This window comes from Zobellia uliginosa, from assembly GCF_900156625.1.
Lineage (GTDB): Bacteria > Bacteroidota > Bacteroidia > Flavobacteriales > Flavobacteriaceae > Zobellia > Zobellia uliginosa.
In genome coordinates this window covers 646,351-666,076 of record NZ_FTOB01000002.1, presented here as the reverse complement: position 1 = coordinate 666,076, position 19,726 = coordinate 646,351, and the positions used below count along the sequence as shown (strand labels likewise).

Below are 19,726 nucleotides of genomic sequence, written 5' to 3'. Positions count from 1 at the left end.
ATGTCTAATATCAATGCCATAAAGGCTGGGTTTATTTTTTTTTATTCTTGTTTGTAGAATTCCGTATCACGATGAAAGAATTGAGCACCTTCTTTTCATAATTCAGCTTAAACTCGGTGGAGGGTTGCAGCAATAGCTTTGCCGATTCCTGCCCCATAGCGAAAGCGGGTTGGTCAATACTGGTTAGCGAGGGTTCTAACAGCTCACCCACAGGTTCGTTGTTAAAACCTATAATGGAGAGTTGCTCCGGAATGGAAATCCCCCTTTCCTTTGCGGCCAACATAACACTGATGGCCATTTGGTCACTGAAGGCCAAGATACCGTCGGGATATTCCGACTGATAAAGCAGGTCCCTAGCGGCGCTCATCGCACTTTCACGATCGAAGGTACTGAACCTTAGTAAGTTTGTATCTTGCTTTAGTCCGGCCTCCTTTAAAGCTTCCTTATAGCCTTGCGCCCTGTCTCGGTTGATCTGAAGGATTTCAGGTCCGCCCAAGTAGGCTATTCGTTCACATCCTATGGAAATCAAATGCTGTACGGCATTATAAGCGGCCAATTGGTTGTCTATTGTTACCTTATGGGTCAAGACCTCATTGCATTCCCTATTAAAGAAAACCAATGGGATTCCATTGCGCTTCAACTTCTCAAAATGCCCAAAAGTTTTGGTCTCACTGGCCAAGGACACAATTACGCCCTTGACCCCGATATTGATCAGCTCGTTTACCAAATCTTTTTCGCGTTCACTCGATTCATTGCTTTGGCAGACGACAATGCGCATACCGAACTGCTCGGCTATCTGTTCAATACCACTGATAGCCGTTGCATATAGGTGATAACCGATCTTAGGCACGATTACCCCGATCAATTTAGAGGCACTCCCTTTTTTAAGCCCCAAGGTATCGATGGAAACATAGCCCAGTTCCTCGGCCGCACGTCGAACCTTTTCTTTGGTGAAACCACTGATACGGGGGTTATCTTTTAACGCACGCGAAACGGACGATACCGATAAGTTCAACTTCTCGGCTATATCTTGTAAAGTGGCATTTCGTTTGTTCGGACGTTGTTTCAAAAGATGTTCTTTAGTAAAATCAATTGAGCAAATTATTGCGCAATAATTTATGCTTTTATCAAAAATGATAGCCAAATTTACATATATTTGTCAAAAATCCTTAATTAATCTATAAATTAACATTTAATATTTGTGCAAATTTGTGCAATAAAACTTAGCTTTATTCAAGAACTATGGGCAAAACATATAAAATAGCCGTTGTAAAAGGAGACGGCATAGGATCCGAAATTGTGCCAGCGGGCGTATCTGTATTAGAGGCCGTGGCGGCAAAACATAATTTTTCCCTAGACACTACCGATTTTTCATGGGGTGCCGGTCATTATTTAAAACACGGGGAATTCATGCCCTCGGACGGCATAGAGCAACTAAAGGCCTTTGATGCCATATACTTTGGGGCGGTGGGCCTCCCCGTGGTCGATGACACCCTTCCGGCAAGGGACTACACTTTTAAAGTGCGTACCCAGTTGGAGCAATACGTCAACTACAGACCGGTAAAGCTGTTTTCTGGAGTAAAAAGTCCCCTAAGGGACAAAACCGAAAAAGACATCGATTTTGTCATTCTTCGTGAGAATAACGAAGGGGAATTTGTCCAAAACGGTAAAATACTTTACCCTGACACCCCCAATGGCGTCGCCGTCGACACCAGCATGGTCACCCGGTTAGGCGTTGAACGCATCGCCCATTACGCCTTTAAATTGGCCCGAAAACGCCGTAAGCATGTGACCAATGTAACCAAATCGAATACCTTGATCTATACCCTGGGCTTTTGGGACAAGGTCATCGCGGAGGTTGCGGAGCAATATCCAGATGTGACCTATACAAAAATGTACATCGACAATGCTTCGGCCAGCTTTGTTCTAAAGCCTGAAGTTTTTGATGTTATCGTCACCACCAATATGATGGGCGACATCCTCTCCGATCTTGGTGGTGCCATAATGGGAAGTTTAGGCCTAGGCGGTAGCGGAAATATCAACCCCGAAAACAATTTTCCTTCAATGTTCGAGCCTATTCACGGTTCTGCGCCCGATATTGCAGGACAGAATATTGCCAACCCTATAGGTCAAATTTGGTCCGCGGCCATCATGCTCGAGCATTTGGGCGAATCAGAGGCTGCCCAGGATATTCTTGCCGGTATTGAACACACTACCGCCAAGGGCAATTTAACCAAGGATCTCAAAGGAAACGCCACAACTTCCGAAGTAGCGGAAAGTGTAGTCGCATTCATAAAGGCCAATTAAAACTGAATTCCCAAATGGGTGAAAAACGAATCATAGACCTAACGCAAACCATTGGCAACCATATGCCCGGGGTATCCATAGAAAGTGCTAAAACAGTAGCCGATGATGGATGGAACGCCACCACCTTGCACCTATACTCGCATAGTGGTACCCATATGGACGCCCCGATTCATTTTGAAACCTCAGAGCAGACCATAGACGAGTTGCCGGTAAGCCATTTTATTTCAGAAGCCTGGGTCGTAGATATCACCTCCATCTCCCCTAGCGAAGAAATAAAGGTTTCCCATTTGGGAGACGTGGCCCATTCGTTCAGAAAAGGGGAAAGCATCTTATTGCATTCCGGTTGGAGCAAGCGGGCGGGTACCGATAGCTATAGAAACAGCTTACCGCGTATCAGCAAGGAGCTCGCCCTTTGGCTCGGCAACAACGGCGTTAACATATTGGGTGTGGAACCTCCATCGGTGGCGGACGTCAATAATATTGAAGAAGTTACCGAAATACACACGATCCTATTTCAGAACAAGGTAATCATCATAGAAGGGCTAACCAATCTTGAGGCCCTCTCAAAACCCAAGGTCACCCTCATCGCCCTTCCTTTAAAAGTAGCAAAAGGCGATGGCGCCCCGGCCCGGGTCATAGCTGTAGAAACTGAAAATTAATGGAACAAACGGCAATTTTACGTTCGATTACGGAGGGTGATGCGCTACCCGGATACGAAAGGGCAATTCTTAATGCGTTGGAGACATCCCCCAAAAGCATAGTCGTTCTAGATGATGACCCCACCGGTACCCAAACCATATACGACATACCCGTAATAACGGAATGGACCCAAGAGATATTAGAACGGGAACTAGCTGATAACCGTATTTTTTTTATCCTGACCAACTCAAGAAGTTTACAGGCCGAAGAAGCCAATACCCTTGCCGAGTGCATCGGTCAACGCTTAAAGATAGCGGCCGACAAACTCGATAAGTCCGTTTTGGTTATCAGCCGTAGCGACTCCACCTTACGGGGCCATTATCCGAACGAGGTCGAGGCCCTGATAAAGGGACTAGGATGGAAAAACACCAAACAACTGTTGATTCCCGCTTTTTTTGAAGGGGGAAGATACACCTTCAATGACGTGCACTACGTTGCCGAAAAACAACAATTTGTACCGGCATCCGAAACACCGTTTGCCCAAGACAATACTTTCGGCTATTCCTCATCCAACCTTAAGGAGTACATTCTCGAAAAGTATGACCACCGCATATCTGCCGACGAAATTGGGTCGATATCGCTGTCCGACTTACGCGCATCGGATTTAACCAAGGTCCAACAAACTTTAGCCTCTAAGCAAAAAACACATTTTGTGGTCAACGCCACAAGTTATTCCGACTTACAGGCCATAGCCTTGTCCTGTCTTTTACATCAGGGGCATGTCGTTTTTAGAAGCGCCGCCTCCTTTGTAAATGCCTTGGGGGGAATCGCCCCTAAAAAATGCCTTGAAAAAGGAGAGGTCTTAAAGAACGAAGTTACCAATGGGGCCCTGACCGTTGTCGGTTCTTACGTCCCCAAAACAACGGCCCAATTAAACTATCTCAAAAACAGAAGCTCGGCCCTGTTCCTTGAGCTGAACGCAAACTTGGTCTTTGACAAAAACGCCTTCTACGCCCAAATATCCGATTTGACCCAACAAGCCGACAAAGCCATAGACAAAGGACAAAACGTAGTAATTTACACCAGTCGCACCATCGTAAAGGGCACCGATAAAAAAGAGAGCCTGGCTATTGTAAACGAAGTGGCAAACGGACTTAACACCCTTATAAAACAGCTACGGGTTCGGCCGCGATATATATTGGCCAAAGGAGGGATAACGTCTAGCGATATCGCAACCAAGGGTTTGGGCGTAAAACGCGCCATGGTTCTCGGACAGGTCATTAAAGGGGTTCCCGTATGGCAATTGGGAGATGAATCAAAATTCCCCAATTTACCCTATATCGTTTTCCCTGGAAATGTAGGTGATGAAACGGCAGTGGCCGAAGTAATAAAACTTTTGAATTAATACATAAAGATGAAAGAACACGGTTATTTCCCTAAACGTTATTTTATGGTGGTCGGCACGTTTTTGCTAGCCCTGCTTTTATATATTGACCGCATCTGTATTTCTGTTGCCAAAGACCCCATTTCGGAAGCCCTGAACCTCAGCGACAAACAAATGGGATGGATCTTGGCTTCCTTTTCCCTGGGATATGCTTTTTTTCAAACCCCATCGGGCATTTTGGCCGATCGGTTCGGACCGCGCCGCGTGCTTACCATGATCGTTACCCTATGGTCGGTGTTTACAGCATTGACGGGAGCCGCATTTAATTTTGTATCGCTTTTGATCGTACGTTTTCTCTTTGGCGCCGGTGAGGCGGGTGCCTTTCCCGGCATGTCAAGGGCCATTTTTAGTTGGATTCCCCTAAAGGAACGCGGCTTGGTAACCGGTATTAATTTTTCGGGATCTCGACTGGGTGCGGCCTTCGCCCTACCTGCCGTTGCCTGGATGGTAAATGACTTCGGATGGAGGGTCACCTTTTTCATCTTAGGTGCCGTTGGCGTGCTCTGGGCATTGGCCTGGTATTTTTTATTCCGTGACACCCCCGAGGAACACAATGGCATTTCAAAGGAGGAAAAGGAATTTATCATTGCCTCCCGACAAAACAAAAAAGCCACCAAAACCAAGGAAAAAATCCATTTCGGAACCCTGCTCAAATCAAAGAACATGTGGTTGGCCATGGCCCAGTACTTTGCCAGTAATTTCACCTTTTTCTTTGCCCTTACCTGGCTCTTTCCACATATAAAAAGCGAATACGGACTCGAAACGGTTGAGGCCGGATTCTACTCGGCCATACCCCTCACTTTTGGGGCCATAGGCAATTGGGTCTCGGGTTGGTTGATCGATAGGATATTCAAAAATGGCAATTGGAACAAATCTAGAATATGGCCCGCATCTATTGGTTTTGCCCTGGCGGCCATTGGTCTCTTGGGAAGTATTTACATGGATTCGGCCGTTGGAGCCATTGTTTTTCTAAGTATCGCTATTTTTGGGGCGGATATGACCCTTCCCCCATCTTGGGCCTTTTGTGTAGATATTGGCCAAAAGCACTCGGGAACGGTATCGGGTACAATGAACATGGCCGGAAACATAGGCGCCTTTATTACGGCCCTATTATTCCCTTATTTATTGGCATGGACAGGTTCCACTACCCTATTTTTTATTGTAGGTGCGACCCTCAACATCATGGCCATATTCATTTGGTACAATATGAAACCATCAAAACACTTTTCACTATACTAAAATGACAAAGTTAAAAGGAGTATGTATCGGGGCAGGTTATTTCAGCCAATTTCACTTTGATGCTTGGCAACGCATACCGAATGTAGAGATAGCAGCCATTTGCGACCAACAACTTGCAAAGGCCCGAACCGTTTGTGACACCTATGGTTTCAAAGAGGCCTACGACGATGTAGCTACCATGTTCAAAACGGAAAAACCCGACTTCGTTGATATTATAACACCTCCCGAAACCCATTTTGAACTTTGTAAACTTGCCATTGCACACGAGATCGATATCATCTGTCAAAAACCCTTGGCCCCTACTTATAGGGAGTCCGTTCAGATTTCGGAAATGATTAAAAGCTCTAGAGTCCGTATGATGGTACACGAGAATTTCCGGTTTATGCCGTGGTACCGCGAAATCAAAAAGCTATTGGAACAGAATACCATCGGCGAAAAAATACAGACCATTCAACTTCGTATGCGCATGGGAGATGGCTGGCAAGACGACGCTTATATGAACCGGCAACCCTATTTCCGTAAAATGGAACGTCTGCTTATTTATGAGACCGGCATCCATTTTATTGACGTCTTCAGCTTTTTGGGAGGAAACATCAAAAGCGTTTACGCCAAGCTGCGCACCTTGAACCCCAATATTAAAGGGGAGGATTTTGCTTGGGTAAATTTTGATTTTGAAAATGGAACCCTAGGCTTTTTAGATGCGAGCCGTTATAATGAAAATACGGCCGAAGACCCTAGGTTGACCTTTGGCACGGTACTCATCGATGGCCCCAAGGGCAGCATAAGGCTCTATGACGATGGCACCATTACCGTGCAGCCCCTCGGCAAAGAAGAGACCAAGCACGACTACCACTTTGAAAACAAAAACTTTTCGGGCGACTGTGTCTTTGCCACACAATCGCACTTCATAGATCGACTGCGAGATAACAGGCCCTTTGAGACCGAGGTATCTAAATACCTAAAGAACATAGAGGTTCAAGATGCCATCTACCGTTCCAACGATGAAAAATCGCCTATCAACATAGCGTAAACACAATATTTCCGCACTTTTTACATTTGTTTAAGATAGAGGCATACCTTTGCCCAGTATCTTTGTTGATACATCTAACAAAAGTCTATAGAGTTCAATCTGCCCGATCTTGAAAAGGATATTACTAGCCCTATGCGTGTTTACCGCTATATACGCTCGATCACAAGAAAGTTATAGCCGTACCCTAAAGCTTATGGGCAGCAGGTTCGACATCACCGTGGTCGATACCGATTCGGCCAAGGCCCATAGATATATTGATATGGCCGTTGCCGATATTTCAAGAATTGAAAAATTGATTTCTTCATGGGACAGTCTGTCACAAACCTCTCGGATCAATAAAAATGCGGGAATCAGACCGGTAAAAGTCGATAAAGAACTGTTCGACCTTATCGAACGGTCCATTGTCATTAGCCAACTCACCGATGGTGCTTTTGACATCAGTTATGCCTCCATGGATGCCCTTTGGAAGTTTGACGGGAGTATGACCACAATTCCCGACCCCGAAGCCGTAAAACGATCCGTTTCCCGAGTCGGTTATCAAAAAATCGTTTTAAACAAAGAAAACCGCACCGTCTTTCTAAAGGAAAAGGGCATGAAAATAGGTTTTGGGGGCATAGGGAAAGGCTATGCGGCCGACCATGCCAAAAAATTGCTCATAAGCAAAGGAGTAGTTTCCGGTATCATCAATGCCTCGGGCGATATGAATACATGGGGCAAACAAGCCAATGGCGAGCCCTGGAAAGTGGCCATCACCAATCCCATGGATAAAACCAAGGTGTTTGCACTGCTTCCCATACAACACGGAGCCGTTGTAACCTCTGGCAATTACGAAAAATACGTAAGGTTTAACGGTATTCGTTATACCCATATAATCGACCCGAGAACAGGCTATCCGTCTACGGGCATCATCAGCGCAACCGTGTTCGCCCCAAAAGCCGAACTTGCCGACGCCTTGGCCACTTCGGTCTTTGTTATGGGAAAGGAAGTCGGACTCAATAGGATCAACCAGATACCGAATGTTGAATGCATTTTAATTGACGGGAAAGGAAACATCCATACATCCGACAAAATAGAAATAGAAAAATTATGACAGCTCGATTTTTGACAGTAGCATTGTTTGTCATCACCCTAAACAGTTGTGTGGTGGTAAAAGAATACGACAAAGTAAACCTCAACGATCCCGATATGGCCTTGTCGGACAAAACGTGCGACCGAAATGTAACGATTGCGCATTCCTATCGCGAAGCGGCCGTAGGGGCAAATGGAGGGAAAACCGGTGGCGGATGCGGCTGCAACTAAAAAGAGTGTCACACATGATGATCCACATAAAAAATGTATTCTTGATCGTACTGCTTTTCGCTTTTTCGGAAGCAAGGTCACAAGAAGAACCCACCTACAAAAAACGCGTTCTTGAGAGTACCGAAGTCGATATTTTATCAAGCTACTACTCGCAAGCTGGAGATAATGCCGCGGTCAGTGGGGGTATTGGAACGGAAGAACTAACGGATGTTACGGGCACCATAGTAGTGTCGATTCCCTTAAACGACGATGATGTACTGACCATAGACGCAGGCGTCTCGGCCTATACCTCGGCCTCTTCAAGCAATGTCGATCCATTTGACGGAAAAGGCAGTGCCAATGCATTTGTAGCCAGTAGCGGGGCTTCAAAAGGAGATAATTGGGTCAACCTAAAAGGTAGTTATACCCATAGTTCAGATGACAGAAACGATGTTTGGTCGGCCAACGCTGCGCTCGCTTCGGAATACGATTACTTCTCTTTGGGCTTTGGCGGCAGCTACTCCAAACTATTCAATGAAAAAAATACTGAAGCCAGTATAAATGCCAATGTCTTTTTAGATAGCTGGACCACCGTGTACCCAATAGAACTTCGTCCTTTCTCCGATGGGGGCCTAGGTTTTTTCAGACCCGACGAAATTTCAGGAAACCCAAACTATAGCCCGCAATTCACGGAGTTGACAAAGAAGAACAGAAACTCATATTCCTTGGGTTTTGGACTTTCGCAAATATTGCATAAGAATGTTCAGGGATTGATATCGATAGACCTCGTGCAACAACAAGGTCTACTTTCCACGCCTTTTCAAAGGGTTTATTTTAGCGATGTAGCGGATAGCTTTATTGAAGATTTCCATCTTGCCGACGATATTGAACGCCTTCCTGACAACCGCTTCAAAATCGCTATAGGAGGCCGCTTGAACTGGTATCTGAACGAAGTACTGTCACTACGCACCTATTATCGCTATTACTTCGACGACTGGGGCATCAACTCACATACGGCAAGCGTTGAAATCCCCGTAAAACTATCGGACAAGTTTACCGTATATCCTTCCTACCGTTTTTACAATCAAACGGCAGCGGATTACTTTGCGCCCTACGAAACCCATTTGTCTACTGAAAATTTTTACACTTCGGACTACGACCTTTCGAAGTATAATGCCCATCAATACGGTTTAGGGGTTTCGTATACCGATATTTTTACCCAACTACATATTTCTAAATTCGGACTAAAAAGTATCGACCTTAAGTTCTATCGATACGATCGCGATACTTCCTTTGGCTATCAAATTGTTACGGCAGGTTTTAAGTTTGTAATGGATTAAAAAACAAGACCGGTATGCAGGCAGAACAAAGGAGGTTGGTGCCCTTGGATCGTATGGCTGCCCAATGTTTCAGCTCGGATATTCCTTTTAAAAGGGTCTTTTTCAGCCTATCATTTTCCAAATAACTTGCCACGGCCGCAATGCTTTGGTGTTCAAACAATTGATTAGTCTAAAGCCCCCTTCCCCTATATCCTCTTCAACAGTAGGTGTATTCACTTCGACCAAGGCCAATTGCCTTTTACCAATTTTACCATTGGGCAAAATAGGGGTTCACCATAATTTCATTTCTTTAGAAGGACATTCTTTGGCTGCCATACGGCTTACGGCCCGAATCAATGTGGAAATAGAATGTAATTTTCCCTTAAAAAAGATATTTGAATTACCTACTATTGCAGAATATTTAAAATATATAGAAGAGACCTTAACCTTTTTATTAGAAAAACAGAACGTGCCCGTTCAAGATTACGTAAAATAGGATCGTATGCATAGCGCCAAACAAAATTCGGCTAAAGTCCTAAAATCAAAGCTCGTCAAATATGCGGCCTTGATTATTGCGCTCTGTTATATCATCAATCCCTTGCACCAGCAAATCCAAACCGTACTTCACGAAATCTCGCATATATTGACCATTCCCGATAACGTCATTTCCCATGCCTCGGTTGCGGAAAAACATCATCGGGCCCACCAACATTCCGGTCAAGGAACACTTCACCAACACGAACTCATCGATGTTTTTAGCGCACTCTTTCACACATCCCACGAAGAGGGACACCCCGATGAAGAACTGCACGCCGATTTCAAATTCGACAAACATCTGGGTACGGATTCTGACGACTACGATATTATTGTATTCACAGCACCGCGAATAGCTTGTTTTTCCTCCGACAGCTTTCTTGAATCAAGCTACTACAACGCCATAGAAGAACCTCCGAAGCCTATCTGTCCCTATTTTTTGATATAAGACCTTATTGATTAGGTCTGACAATACTGCCGTGTACCCCCCTTATCTTTATGTGGGGGGGGGTGCCTATGGCTTCTATTATATACATCAAACTATACACGATGAAAAAACAGATTATATATATATTAATAATGCTTTTTTGTGCGACCACTTATGCCCATGACCTGAACGGCAAAGTGCTGAGCGAAAATAAAACCGCCCTAGAAGGTGTCGGGGTCTATAACAAGACTACAGGCGGATATACCTACACCAATGTTTCAGGATATTTTGAACTCGACGATATTTCTGTCGGTGATGTTATTTACTTCTACAGTTTGGGCTATAAAAACCAACAGCTTACTATTACCGAAGCCCAATTGGATAGTACAGTAGAAATCATCCTTCAAGAATCGGCCGTTTCACTCGACCAAGTCGTATTGGTTTCAAAAGTAAACGCCCTTAGTAATTTTGTCAATGTAGACGTAAAGGCAAATCCCGTAAAATCTTCACAAGAAATATTGCGTAAGGTACCGGGGTTAATTATAGGGCAGCATGCGGGTGGAGGAAAAGCCGAACAAATATTCTTAAGGGGATTCGATATCGACCATGGGACCGATTTGGCCATAAATGTAGACGGACTTCCCGTAAACATGGTATCGCATGCGCACGGACAGGGCTATTCGGATATGCATTTCATTATCCCTGAAACCATAGATAACATCGACTTCGGAAAGGGACCCTATTATGCCCACAAGGGAAATTTCAATACGGCCGGCTACATCGATTTAAAAACAAAACGAAAAATCGATAAGAACACGGTCTCCCTTGAGCTAGGGCAGTTTAATACACTCCGGACCCTAGGTATGTTCAAAGTTGCCGAAAGCGACTTTAGCAACGCTTATTTGGCTTCTGAGCTGGTTCTGACCGACGGTCCTTTTGAATCATCGCAAAATTTCAATCGCATCAATATTATGGGGCGGTACTCATTCAATAATAGAAGAGATCAGGACCTGACCCTTACCCTATCACATTTTCAAAGTAAATGGGATGCTTCGGGCCAGATACCACAACGTAGCGTTGACGCGGGTACCATCAGCAGGTTTGGGGCCATTGACGATACGGAAGGAGGGAATACCAGCAGGAGCAACCTTCTTTTGAACCACACCAAACAACTCGATGAACATTCAAGGGTAAAATCTAAAGCCTATCTGACCCAATATGACTTCGAACTCTTCTCTAATTTTACGTTCTTTTTGGAAGATCCCGTAAACGGTGACCAAATAAGGCAATCTGAAGACCGCACCATAATCGGGGCCGAAACGAGTTATGAGCATTCCATTCATATTGGCGATCACGATTCACAGCTCAAGTATGAGTCCGGTATAGGGTTTAGGTACGACGATGTCAATGACGTTCAACTCTCCCATACCAAGAATCGCCAAACCCTATTGGAGCGACTGGCTTTTGGCGATGTAGACGAACTTAATGCCTACGGTTTTTTTGACATAACCTACAAGAAAAACAAATGGACCTTGAACACAGGACTCAGATTAGACTATTTTAAGTTCGATTATATCGATAAACTTTCAGAAACCTACGATAGCAAAAGTGAAAATAAACTTTTTCTCGGGCCCAAACTCAATATAATCTATGCCCCCACGTCAAACTTGCAATTATTTGCCAAGTCAGGTATAGGCTATCATTCAAACGACACCCGAGTGGTTACAGCCAACAATGGCAAGGAAATTCTACCCTTGGCCTATGGGGCGGATCTAGGTGCTATTTATAAACCCATAGACAAACTTGCCATCAATGTAGCCCTATGGTCCCTCTTCCTTGACCAGGAATTCGTTTACGTTGGTGATGCCGGCATCGTTGAACCTAGCGGAAAAACCAAGCGCCTTGGGTTGGATTTCGGTTTAAGATACCAGCTTACCGACTGGCTCTATGCCAATGGCGATATCAACTACACCTACGCGAGAAGCAGTGAAGACCCAAGCGGCCAAGACTATATTCCCTTGGCCCCCGACCTAACGTCTTCGGCGGGACTCTCCTTTAGTAATATCAATAATTTTTCAGGAGGGATCAATTATAAGTTCGTGAAGGATAGACCTGCCAACGAGGATAATTCCATTGTGGCGGAAGGATATTTTGTAACCGACTTGAACATCAACTATTCCATTAAAAATTGGACCTTGGGCATAATTGTAGAAAACCTGTTTGACACCGAATGGAACGAAACCCAATTTGCCACTGAAAGTCGACTTTTTAACGAAACCGAACCCGTAGAAGAAATTCATTTTACGCCGGGTACACCTTTTTATTTAAGGGGAAAAATTTCGGTCAACTTTTAGTTTTTTCAATTTTTGAACAAACGATGGTATAGCGAATATGCCATACCATCGTTTTTGTTTTTAAGAATTGTTCCGATTATAGCGGTTCTAACTTATCTTTGTATAGAACCAAACAAAACATCATAAATATCGGCATTGTCCGTTATAACTCTTACGTTACTAACGAAACCCTTATAAATGTTTCACTTTTTCAATAAAAAGAAATTCTTGTCCGATTACCTAGAAGGGTTTATCGATATCCATAACCATATCTTACCGGGTATTGATGATGGGGCCAAAACCGTAGACGAGTCAATTGACCTTATCAAAGCATTTTCCGAACTGGGCGTAAAGCATTTTATTGCCACCCCACATATCATGTCTAACTATTACCCCAACACAAAAGAGACGATTCAGGCCGCCCTATCGGAATTAAAGAATGCCCTTTTACAAAACGGATTGACCGATATTTCCATAGAAGCTTCGGCCGAACACATGATCGATGACAATTATGAGTTTTTATTGGAGAGCTCGGGCGTAATGCCCATGAAGAAGGACTACCTTCTTGTAGAGATGTCCTATTTACAGCCACCGATAAATTTTGATGACGCTATTATAAAAACGGCCTCCAATCGTTTTTTTCCGATTCTGGCCCACCCAGAGAGATATGGCTTTCTACACCATCGGATGAAACGATATAACCAATACAAAGACAACGGGATATTGTTTCAGATGAACCTATTGTCGCTGAGCGAGTATTACGGCAAGGAAGTGCCAAAAGTCGCCCATGAACTTTTAGAAAATGGCTTTATCGATTTCTTGGGTTCGGATATCCATAATATGAATCAATTCAACGCCCTTAAAAAACTTACGGTATCGAAAAAGACCTTGGAGCAGTTGTTACCATTGATCAACAATACCATCGAGACCTTCTATTGAGATATGTCAAATCGAAGAAAAGGAACAGCCTTATATTCAAACAAAAAAGCCGCTATGTAGCGGCTTTTTTATATTCAGTTCAATATGACCTAGTTCTTTACCAAGAACTTTATGGTAACCGGGTCGCCCATATTGTTTACTATGTTCAGGAAGTAAATTCCATCCCTTAATAGATAAACGGGTATGTTATAGGCATTATCTCCGGAAAGAACAATGTCCTTGGCCTTAATATCACTTATCAATCGTCCTTGCTGATCGTGTAAATTAACCTCCAACATCATAAATTCCGCAGCCTGGTTGAGCACCCGAACGCTCAAGACGCCTTCGGTAACCGGATTGTCTTTCAAAATATACCCCATCTTATCCCCTTCAAGGGTTTCCGATACGATTATCGTCACCGTTGCGGTATCCGTAATCCCTTGGGCATCGGTAACGGTAAGCTCTACATTGTAAGTACCGTTTTCGACAAAGGTATTTGCCGTATCCGAATCAGTCGATGTTTTTCCGTCTTGAAAATCCCATAAATAACTAACGACATCACCAAATGACTTACTACCCGTAAAGGTTACTTCAAGCGGCGCACTTCCTTCCGTAGGAGCCGCTTCGGCAACGGCCAAGAGTCCATTTTCATTTACGACAGTGACCGTAACGGTATCAGAATCCGATTCTCCCTCATCATCGGTAACGACAAGAGTAAACACATAGACTCCGGCACTCAAATTGCTAACGGTCAAACTTGCCGTATCGGCACCACTCAACGTTGCCAAACCAGGTCCGCTTAGTTGGTTCCAAGCATAAGAAACTTCTCCCCCATCAGGGTCCGATCCAGATCCATTAAGCACGACATTGTTTATTGGCAAGGTCAATACTCGGTCATCACCGGCATCGGCCGTAGGTGCCCCTTCCACTACCGGTTCAATTATTTCAATACCGGATATTTTCGGATATTCTTTGACCGGAGTCAAGGTAATGGTCAAACTGCCATCGGTAACGTTTATACCACTAAAGGTTTCTACTACAGCCGTTGCCGCACCTCCAGCCGCTACAAAAATATCGTAGTTTTCCTTTTGCTGCTGACCTTCTACATCAATATTAAAAACACGCGATCCAGCTCCTCCTGCGGCTCCTCCTGCCACACCATAATATATCTCAGCAAAATGGAGGTTGACACTAAGCTCTCCGTTATTTACAGGAATCTCATAAATCAGGCTTCCGGTAGCACGATAACGTTCGGTTTGATACAGTTGATCATTCTCCGTATTGGCTATATCTATGATATTGGTTATCGTTCCTCCCCCGTTATAATACTGGTCCGCAGACCAACTATTACCGTCAAAGGTAAAACTTGGTCCTCCCGCATTAACACGAGATACGGATGTTTGACTATCACTTACGGTAATAGTCACATCGTCAAAAGCCGTATCCCCTTCGTCATCCGTCACACTAAAACGAAAAACATAAATACCTTCTACCAAACCATTGATCGTTACATTTTGAGTATCGGTATCGCTCATACTGGTATCGTTCGGCCCACTCACTTGTGTCCATTGAAATGCAATAATATCCCCACCATCAGGGTCGCTCCCTTGGCCATTCAGACTTAGGCTTACCCCGGGAAGGACGGTTCTGTCATCTCCCGCATTAGCTATTGGCCGATCGTCCTCTGGCCGTATAGTAGTATTTTCATAAATTCTAGGTCTATTGTCATTTCGCCAACCATTTGAAATAATATCCAAATCCCCATCATTGTCGATATCAACAACTCTTGCCCCATCGTGATGCTCCAAAGGACCACCTGCGTCAAGAACCCTAAGGTTAAATTCCCCGGAATCGCAAAGATCGTTTTCAAAAGCTATTAGACGGTGACTACCTCTCCACTCTCCTACAATAATATCTTGGTCGCCATCAAAATCAATATCGGATGCAAATACACTGAGACTTCCTTTTATATCCGTATCCAATAGGTGCCTAATCCATGGTTGGGTCGGGTCGGAAGGCGCTTCAAACCAAGCAAATTCATCTCGCTCCGGATCGGAAGTATCCGCACTTAATTGCCCTACGACAGCATCCAGATCCCCATCACGATCAAAATCCGCTAATTGGGCCCGATCGGGTGTCGATGCATACCTTATCCCCGTATCGAAAATCTCAAAATTTCCATTTCCGTCATTTCGAAGCCAGTTTTCTCCTTGGAATAAATCTAAATCTCCATCTCGGTCAATATCACCCGCTTGAATGTCTTCACCAGAAGACTCCCCCTCTTCACTAATGTCCACTAAAGTCCATGTTCCTTCGGTCGGATTGGCCGAGGGGGTAAGCATTTGAATCGGTGCATCGGTTTTTTCGGCCCCGTTCCAGTTAATGGCCATTTGATAAGGTCCGTTTACACTAAAGACCCCTCCAGCCAAGCCTGCTACAAAAGGCTCCCAATATCCGGTATTGCCGGCCGGGATGTTATTGTAGATCGTAAAATTACCGGCGCCATCACCTTTTGCCCAAAGAAGAACCTCACTCTCATATGGGCTATCAGGAGCAACACCTAAGGCCGTACCCAATAAATCGTAATTACCGTCCCCATCGAAATCATACACATGGACTACGTTTCCAAAGTTTTCTCCAATATCGTTTCGTACCCAATCCCCGCTCACAGAGCCCGGATTCTTATACCACCAACTACCGGTTACAATATCCTTTAGACCATCTCCATCAAAATCATATTTGGCGAATGTATATACCGAAGGATAAGGCAGTGAAGACTCTTCCAGTTGCTTTACGGACCAGGATTCGGGAAATGGGGTTTCATTACATGTTATCTGACCGGTAACATTGACGACAACTTCGTCATAGATGCCCGTGCCTGTATGGTCTGCATTAAAAAGTTCCACTTTAATCGTATGTTCCCCTGCCCCGTATCCATCGATAGGAATTGGATCATATCCATAATACTTGTCGACCAATGTGCCATTGACAAAGTAATGTAAATGGGTATCATCTTCGTTTATCACCCAATTTTCTACGGCAAAAGCTACCTGAAAAGGCTCATTTACCTCCCAGCCGTTCATTGGGGAAGTAATGGTTATTTTAGGCCTGCTTCCCTCCCCGACAAAAGTATCCGGAGGCAAAATTTCTATCCCCGATAATTTTGGGTTTTCTTCTATTCCGGTAAACGAGATGCTCACAAAACCATCGGTGACCGATATATTATCGATTTCCTTTCGTAAGGCCGTCGCCGCCTCTACTTCCGAAAGAATATCAAAATTCGTAAGTACCGGTTTATTCTCTATGGAGACATTGAACACTCGACTTCCTTGTCCTCCCGGCCTACTCCCCACACCAAAATAAAGTTCTGCAAAATGTAGGCGGATATCATACTCCCCTGGTGCCGGCACCGGTATTTCGTACGAAAAAGTACCATATCTTTCGGTTTGGTAGAGTGTATCGTCGGTAGTACCGTTTATAGGTATGACCGCATCAAACTGATTTCCCCCACTTGCGTAGGTATCCGCTAAAAATATATGATCATCAAGAACGGTCTGGTCACCCCCAACATTGATTCGAATTGCATTTATCGTAGAAAGGGAATGGTCTTCCGCAACGATAGAAATTCCCGAAGTATTCTTTACGTTCTTTATATTGATTTCATAGGTGATGCCTGAATCTAAAGATGAGGTAGACAGAATAACAGTTCGATTATCGGACAAAAGCTCTGCCGAACTTATGGTCACTCCATTATTTATGATATAGTTAGAAAGTTCTTCGGCCGTAGATTCGGTAACATATTCAGAAAATACAACTCGAACCTCAGTCGGAGTATTTACCCTTACCGAGTTAACCAAAGGGGGAGATTTATCTACAGAAACTCCCGCTCCTACAAATTCAATGAAATTTATATCAAAACTGTTTTGCTGACTTGTTGGGTTTTTAAACACAAAGTACAAATCATGCTTTCCTCCCGGTTCCACAAAATTGGTCTCAATGTATTCCCAATTTGAGGCCCCTCCGGTATTTGGCACATTTGAAGTGGCCAAAAGCGTACCATTGGCACTATCTAACCGAAGTTCAATTGTTCCTCCATCCGTATTGGAAGCTACGTAGTATTTTACAGAGGAAATATTGGCCAAGTTCCTTCCCTCCAAAACAATATAGCTATTATGGTTGACCCTAATGGCCCCTTCACCACCTTCAAGCGGATCGGTATTATCTATCAACTGAACCCCGCTTTCTTGATCATAAAATTCAGCCTCTTTTCGCTTGGGGTGCAATTTAATTTGACCAAAAGAAATAAGGTTGCCTTGGTCTTTGTAATTACTTCCCAAAACATAGTAAAGATCATCGCCCCCATCAATGTTATGACCACTATATTCCAAAGTAAAGTCTGCCGGGCAACCATCCAGTGTATTCCCATCGTGAAAATGATTTAAATGGCCCAAGGAAGGAATAATATCCACGTCCTTACAATCAATCCCCCCACCTGAGGTGCTTCCATCTTCGGCATCGCTAACCTCCAAATCTATCGTAATATCGTCACCCCATCCGACCAAACCTCCGTCGAGTGGCGAATTAAAAGTAAATTCAGCTTTGGTATTTCCTGCGTATATCGTTATGTTTTTAACCCCTTGTGCCCCGTCACCATCAATTACTTTTAACTGGGCATTATATATTCCTTCTGTGGTATAGGTATGTTGGGTTTGCGTTACTCCCGATACTTTGGGGCTCCCATCGCCAAAATCCCATTCATATACTAAGCCGGTATCCCCGTCAGGATCATAAGTGCCGTCACTAGAAAAATTGACCGTTAGGTTTAAGGCCCCACTGGTAACATCGGCTTCGGCCAAAACTATTGGGGGAGAATTCGTAACAATACCGGTATAATCAACCCGTACCAGGCGACCGCTACCATCCCCATCTTCACAACAGCCTACCCCATATTCCAAGATATACATATGGCCATCTGGGCCAATTTCCATGTCGATATAACCATCCTCAGCATTTGATGGGAAAACTGAGGGAGCCAATTGTTCGGTACTCAAGATCGTACCATTTGCATCCATCTTAACCGCATACACCTTACTATTATTAAAATTATAATAGAACAAGACCCCATCAAAGGCCGCGGGAAGCCTTTGCTGATCACTTAAATTCGGATCGTAATAATAACGAGGCCCAGAAAATATAGACCATTTACTACCATTCCCCCTCTTGAACTCCATCCAAGATTCCACGGCTGGCGGCAAATCCTCTAATCCAGTCTTATTCCAAGTCGAAACGTTTTTTGGGGAGTTAGGATTATTATAGACCGGTGTAGCGTGATAAACCTTATATGGTTCGTTTTTTCCTGTAAAATAAGGCCATCCATAATTACCCGCTTCCTTGGTCAGATTCATTTCGTCCATTCCGACCGGGCCTTCCCCATTCTCCCCCGGGTCATTGGCATCAGGCCCCACCTCTCCCCAAAAAATCCAATCGTTGTTTTGTTTATCGATAAAAAAACGATAGGGATTACGACAGCCCATAACATATATTTCGGGTCTCGTATTTGGTGTGCCTTCTGCAAATAAATTCCCTGTAGGTATATCATAAGTGCCATTGGGTAATGGCTTGATACGTAAAATTTTTCCCCTTAAATCATTGGTATTCGACGAACTTTTTTCCGCACTATTAGGACTATAGCCCTCATCTATAGCTCCATAATTGCCATGATTGGTATTATCCCCTGTAGAAATCAATAAGTTACCTTGCGAATCGAAGCCCATATCCCCTCCGGCATGGTAACTCTCTTCTCGCTGCGTCTCCCACTCCAACATATTCTTTTCCGAAGACAGATCGAGAAGGTCACCATTCATTGTAAACCTGGAAATCCTATTCTTGTCCTCGTTCTCAAGGGAGTAATAAATATAGACCCAATTATTAGACTCAAAATTCGGATCAAAGGCAATGGCCAAAAGGCCGTCTTCCGACCCATGGTATACGGGTATGGTTCCCGCACTCACCGTTGTAAAAAGTTCAGGTTTGTGAATAAAAATCTCTCCGAAACGATCCAGTACAAATATTCGACCATCGGGAGCAAATTCCATAGAAGTCGCATTGGTAAAACCCGAATGCAACTCTACTAACTGAAACTCATCAGGCAACTGTGCCCCAGCACGAAAACTTCCTGCAAAAAAGATGGTGACACAAGTGATTAAAAAACTTGTTATGTAATTATTTTTCATATTAAATAGTGTTTTCTTTATCCTA

General features: G+C 44.1%; 14 protein-coding genes. 12 read left to right on the top strand and 2 right to left on the bottom strand.

All coding sequences use genetic code 11. The features are described 5' to 3' along the window. Positions 1-31: 31 nt before the first annotated feature. Positions 32-1,069 carry a LacI family DNA-binding transcriptional regulator gene (locus tag BW980_RS07300; RefSeq protein WP_076454766.1) on the bottom strand — a complete coding sequence of 346 codons (1,038 nt, stop codon included), beginning with the start codon at positions 1,067-1,069 and terminating at the stop codon, positions 32-34. Positions 1,070-1,242: 173 nt separating this feature from the next. Here BW980_RS07300 and BW980_RS07295 point away from each other — a divergent pair, with 173 nt between their 5' ends. The 12 genes from BW980_RS07295 to BW980_RS07235 all read left to right on the top strand — a co-directional run bounded on the left by BW980_RS07295 (position 1,243) and on the right by BW980_RS07235 (position 13,489). Next, complete coding sequence (locus BW980_RS07295; protein ID WP_076454256.1) at positions 1,243-2,307, top strand: tartrate dehydrogenase; 1,065 nt, start codon at positions 1,243-1,245, stop codon at positions 2,305-2,307. Positions 2,308-2,321: 14 nt separating this feature from the next. Then, entirely contained in the window at positions 2,322-2,966 is a 645-nt protein-coding gene (locus tag BW980_RS07290; RefSeq protein WP_076454255.1) for a cyclase family protein, read from the top strand. Further along, complete coding sequence (locus tag BW980_RS07285; protein ID WP_076454254.1) at positions 2,966-4,351, top strand: four-carbon acid sugar kinase family protein; 1,386 nt, start codon at positions 2,966-2,968, stop codon at positions 4,349-4,351. The genes BW980_RS07290 and BW980_RS07285 overlap by 1 nt, the downstream gene beginning before the upstream one ends. Before the next feature lie 9 nt (positions 4,352-4,360). Next, positions 4,361-5,629 (top strand): MFS transporter, encoded by a 1,269-nt coding sequence (locus BW980_RS07280; RefSeq protein WP_076454253.1) that lies wholly within the window; start codon positions 4,361-4,363, stop codon positions 5,627-5,629. A gap of 1 nt (position 5,630) precedes the next feature. Continuing rightward, the gene (locus BW980_RS07275) at positions 5,631-6,659 is read left to right on the top strand and encodes a Gfo/Idh/MocA family protein (RefSeq protein WP_076454252.1); all 1,029 of its coding nucleotides are present in this window, start codon (positions 5,631-5,633) and stop codon (positions 6,657-6,659) included. Between the two features lie 109 nt (positions 6,660-6,768). Beyond that, positions 6,769-7,749, top strand: coding sequence for an FAD:protein FMN transferase (locus tag BW980_RS07270; protein ID WP_076454251.1), 981 nt, complete (start codon positions 6,769-6,771; stop codon positions 7,747-7,749). After that, a complete protein-coding gene (locus tag BW980_RS07265) occupies positions 7,746-7,958 on the top strand; it encodes a DUF4266 domain-containing protein (protein WP_076454250.1) in 213 nt (70 codons plus the stop codon). The genes BW980_RS07270 and BW980_RS07265 overlap by 4 nt, the downstream gene beginning before the upstream one ends. A 14-nt stretch (positions 7,959-7,972) precedes the next feature. Next, on the top strand, positions 7,973-9,277 hold the full coding sequence (locus tag BW980_RS07260) for a DUF3570 domain-containing protein (protein ID WP_076454249.1): 1,305 nt from the start codon (positions 7,973-7,975) through the stop codon (positions 9,275-9,277). Positions 9,278-9,437: 160 nt separating this feature from the next. Beyond that, complete coding sequence (locus tag BW980_RS07250) at positions 9,438-9,752, top strand: phosphopantetheine-binding protein (protein WP_076454247.1); 315 nt, start codon at positions 9,438-9,440, stop codon at positions 9,750-9,752. A gap of 6 nt (positions 9,753-9,758) precedes the next feature. Then, positions 9,759-10,238, top strand: a complete 480-nt coding sequence (locus BW980_RS07245) for a hypothetical protein (protein WP_076454246.1) — start codon at positions 9,759-9,761, stop codon at positions 10,236-10,238. A gap of 101 nt (positions 10,239-10,339) precedes the next feature. Then, complete coding sequence (locus tag BW980_RS07240) at positions 10,340-12,571, top strand: TonB-dependent receptor (RefSeq protein ID WP_076454764.1); 2,232 nt, start codon at positions 10,340-10,342, stop codon at positions 12,569-12,571. 177 nt (positions 12,572-12,748) lie between these two features. Beyond that, a complete protein-coding gene (locus BW980_RS07235; protein WP_076454245.1) occupies positions 12,749-13,489 on the top strand; it encodes a tyrosine-protein phosphatase in 741 nt (246 codons plus the stop codon). 89 nt (positions 13,490-13,578) lie between these two features. On the opposite strand, the gene BW980_RS22970 is transcribed toward BW980_RS07235, so the two are convergent. Next, complete coding sequence (locus tag BW980_RS22970) at positions 13,579-19,701, bottom strand: malectin domain-containing carbohydrate-binding protein (RefSeq protein ID WP_076454244.1); 6,123 nt, start codon at positions 19,699-19,701, stop codon at positions 13,579-13,581. Positions 19,702-19,726 lie beyond the last annotated feature (25 nt).

Excerpts from the sequence above, each read along its gene's own strand:
- BW980_RS07295 (WP_076454256.1), top strand. The coding sequence starts at position 1,243 with ATGGGCAAAACATATAAAATAGCCGTTGTAAAAGGAGACGGCATAGGA.
- BW980_RS07290 (WP_076454255.1), top strand. The coding sequence starts at position 2,322 with ATGGGTGAAAAACGAATCATAGACCTAACGCAAACCATTGGCAACCAT.
- BW980_RS07285 (WP_076454254.1), top strand. The coding sequence starts at position 2,966 with ATGGAACAAACGGCAATTTTACGTTCGATTACGGAGGGTGATGCGCTA.
- BW980_RS07280 (WP_076454253.1), top strand. The coding sequence starts at position 4,361 with ATGAAAGAACACGGTTATTTCCCTAAACGTTATTTTATGGTGGTCGGC.
- BW980_RS07275 (WP_076454252.1), top strand. The coding sequence starts at position 5,631 with ATGACAAAGTTAAAAGGAGTATGTATCGGGGCAGGTTATTTCAGCCAA.
- BW980_RS07265 (WP_076454250.1), top strand. The coding sequence starts at position 7,746 with ATGACAGCTCGATTTTTGACAGTAGCATTGTTTGTCATCACCCTAAAC.
- BW980_RS07260 (WP_076454249.1), top strand. The coding sequence starts at position 7,973 with ATGATGATCCACATAAAAAATGTATTCTTGATCGTACTGCTTTTCGCT.
- BW980_RS07245 (WP_076454246.1), top strand. The coding sequence starts at position 9,759 with ATGCATAGCGCCAAACAAAATTCGGCTAAAGTCCTAAAATCAAAGCTC.
- BW980_RS07240 (WP_076454764.1), top strand. The coding sequence starts at position 10,340 with ATGAAAAAACAGATTATATATATATTAATAATGCTTTTTTGTGCGACC.
- BW980_RS07235 (WP_076454245.1), top strand. The coding sequence starts at position 12,749 with ATGTTTCACTTTTTCAATAAAAAGAAATTCTTGTCCGATTACCTAGAA.
- BW980_RS22970 (WP_076454244.1), bottom strand. The coding sequence starts at position 19,701 with ATGAAAAATAATTACATAACAAGTTTTTTAATCACTTGTGTCACCATC.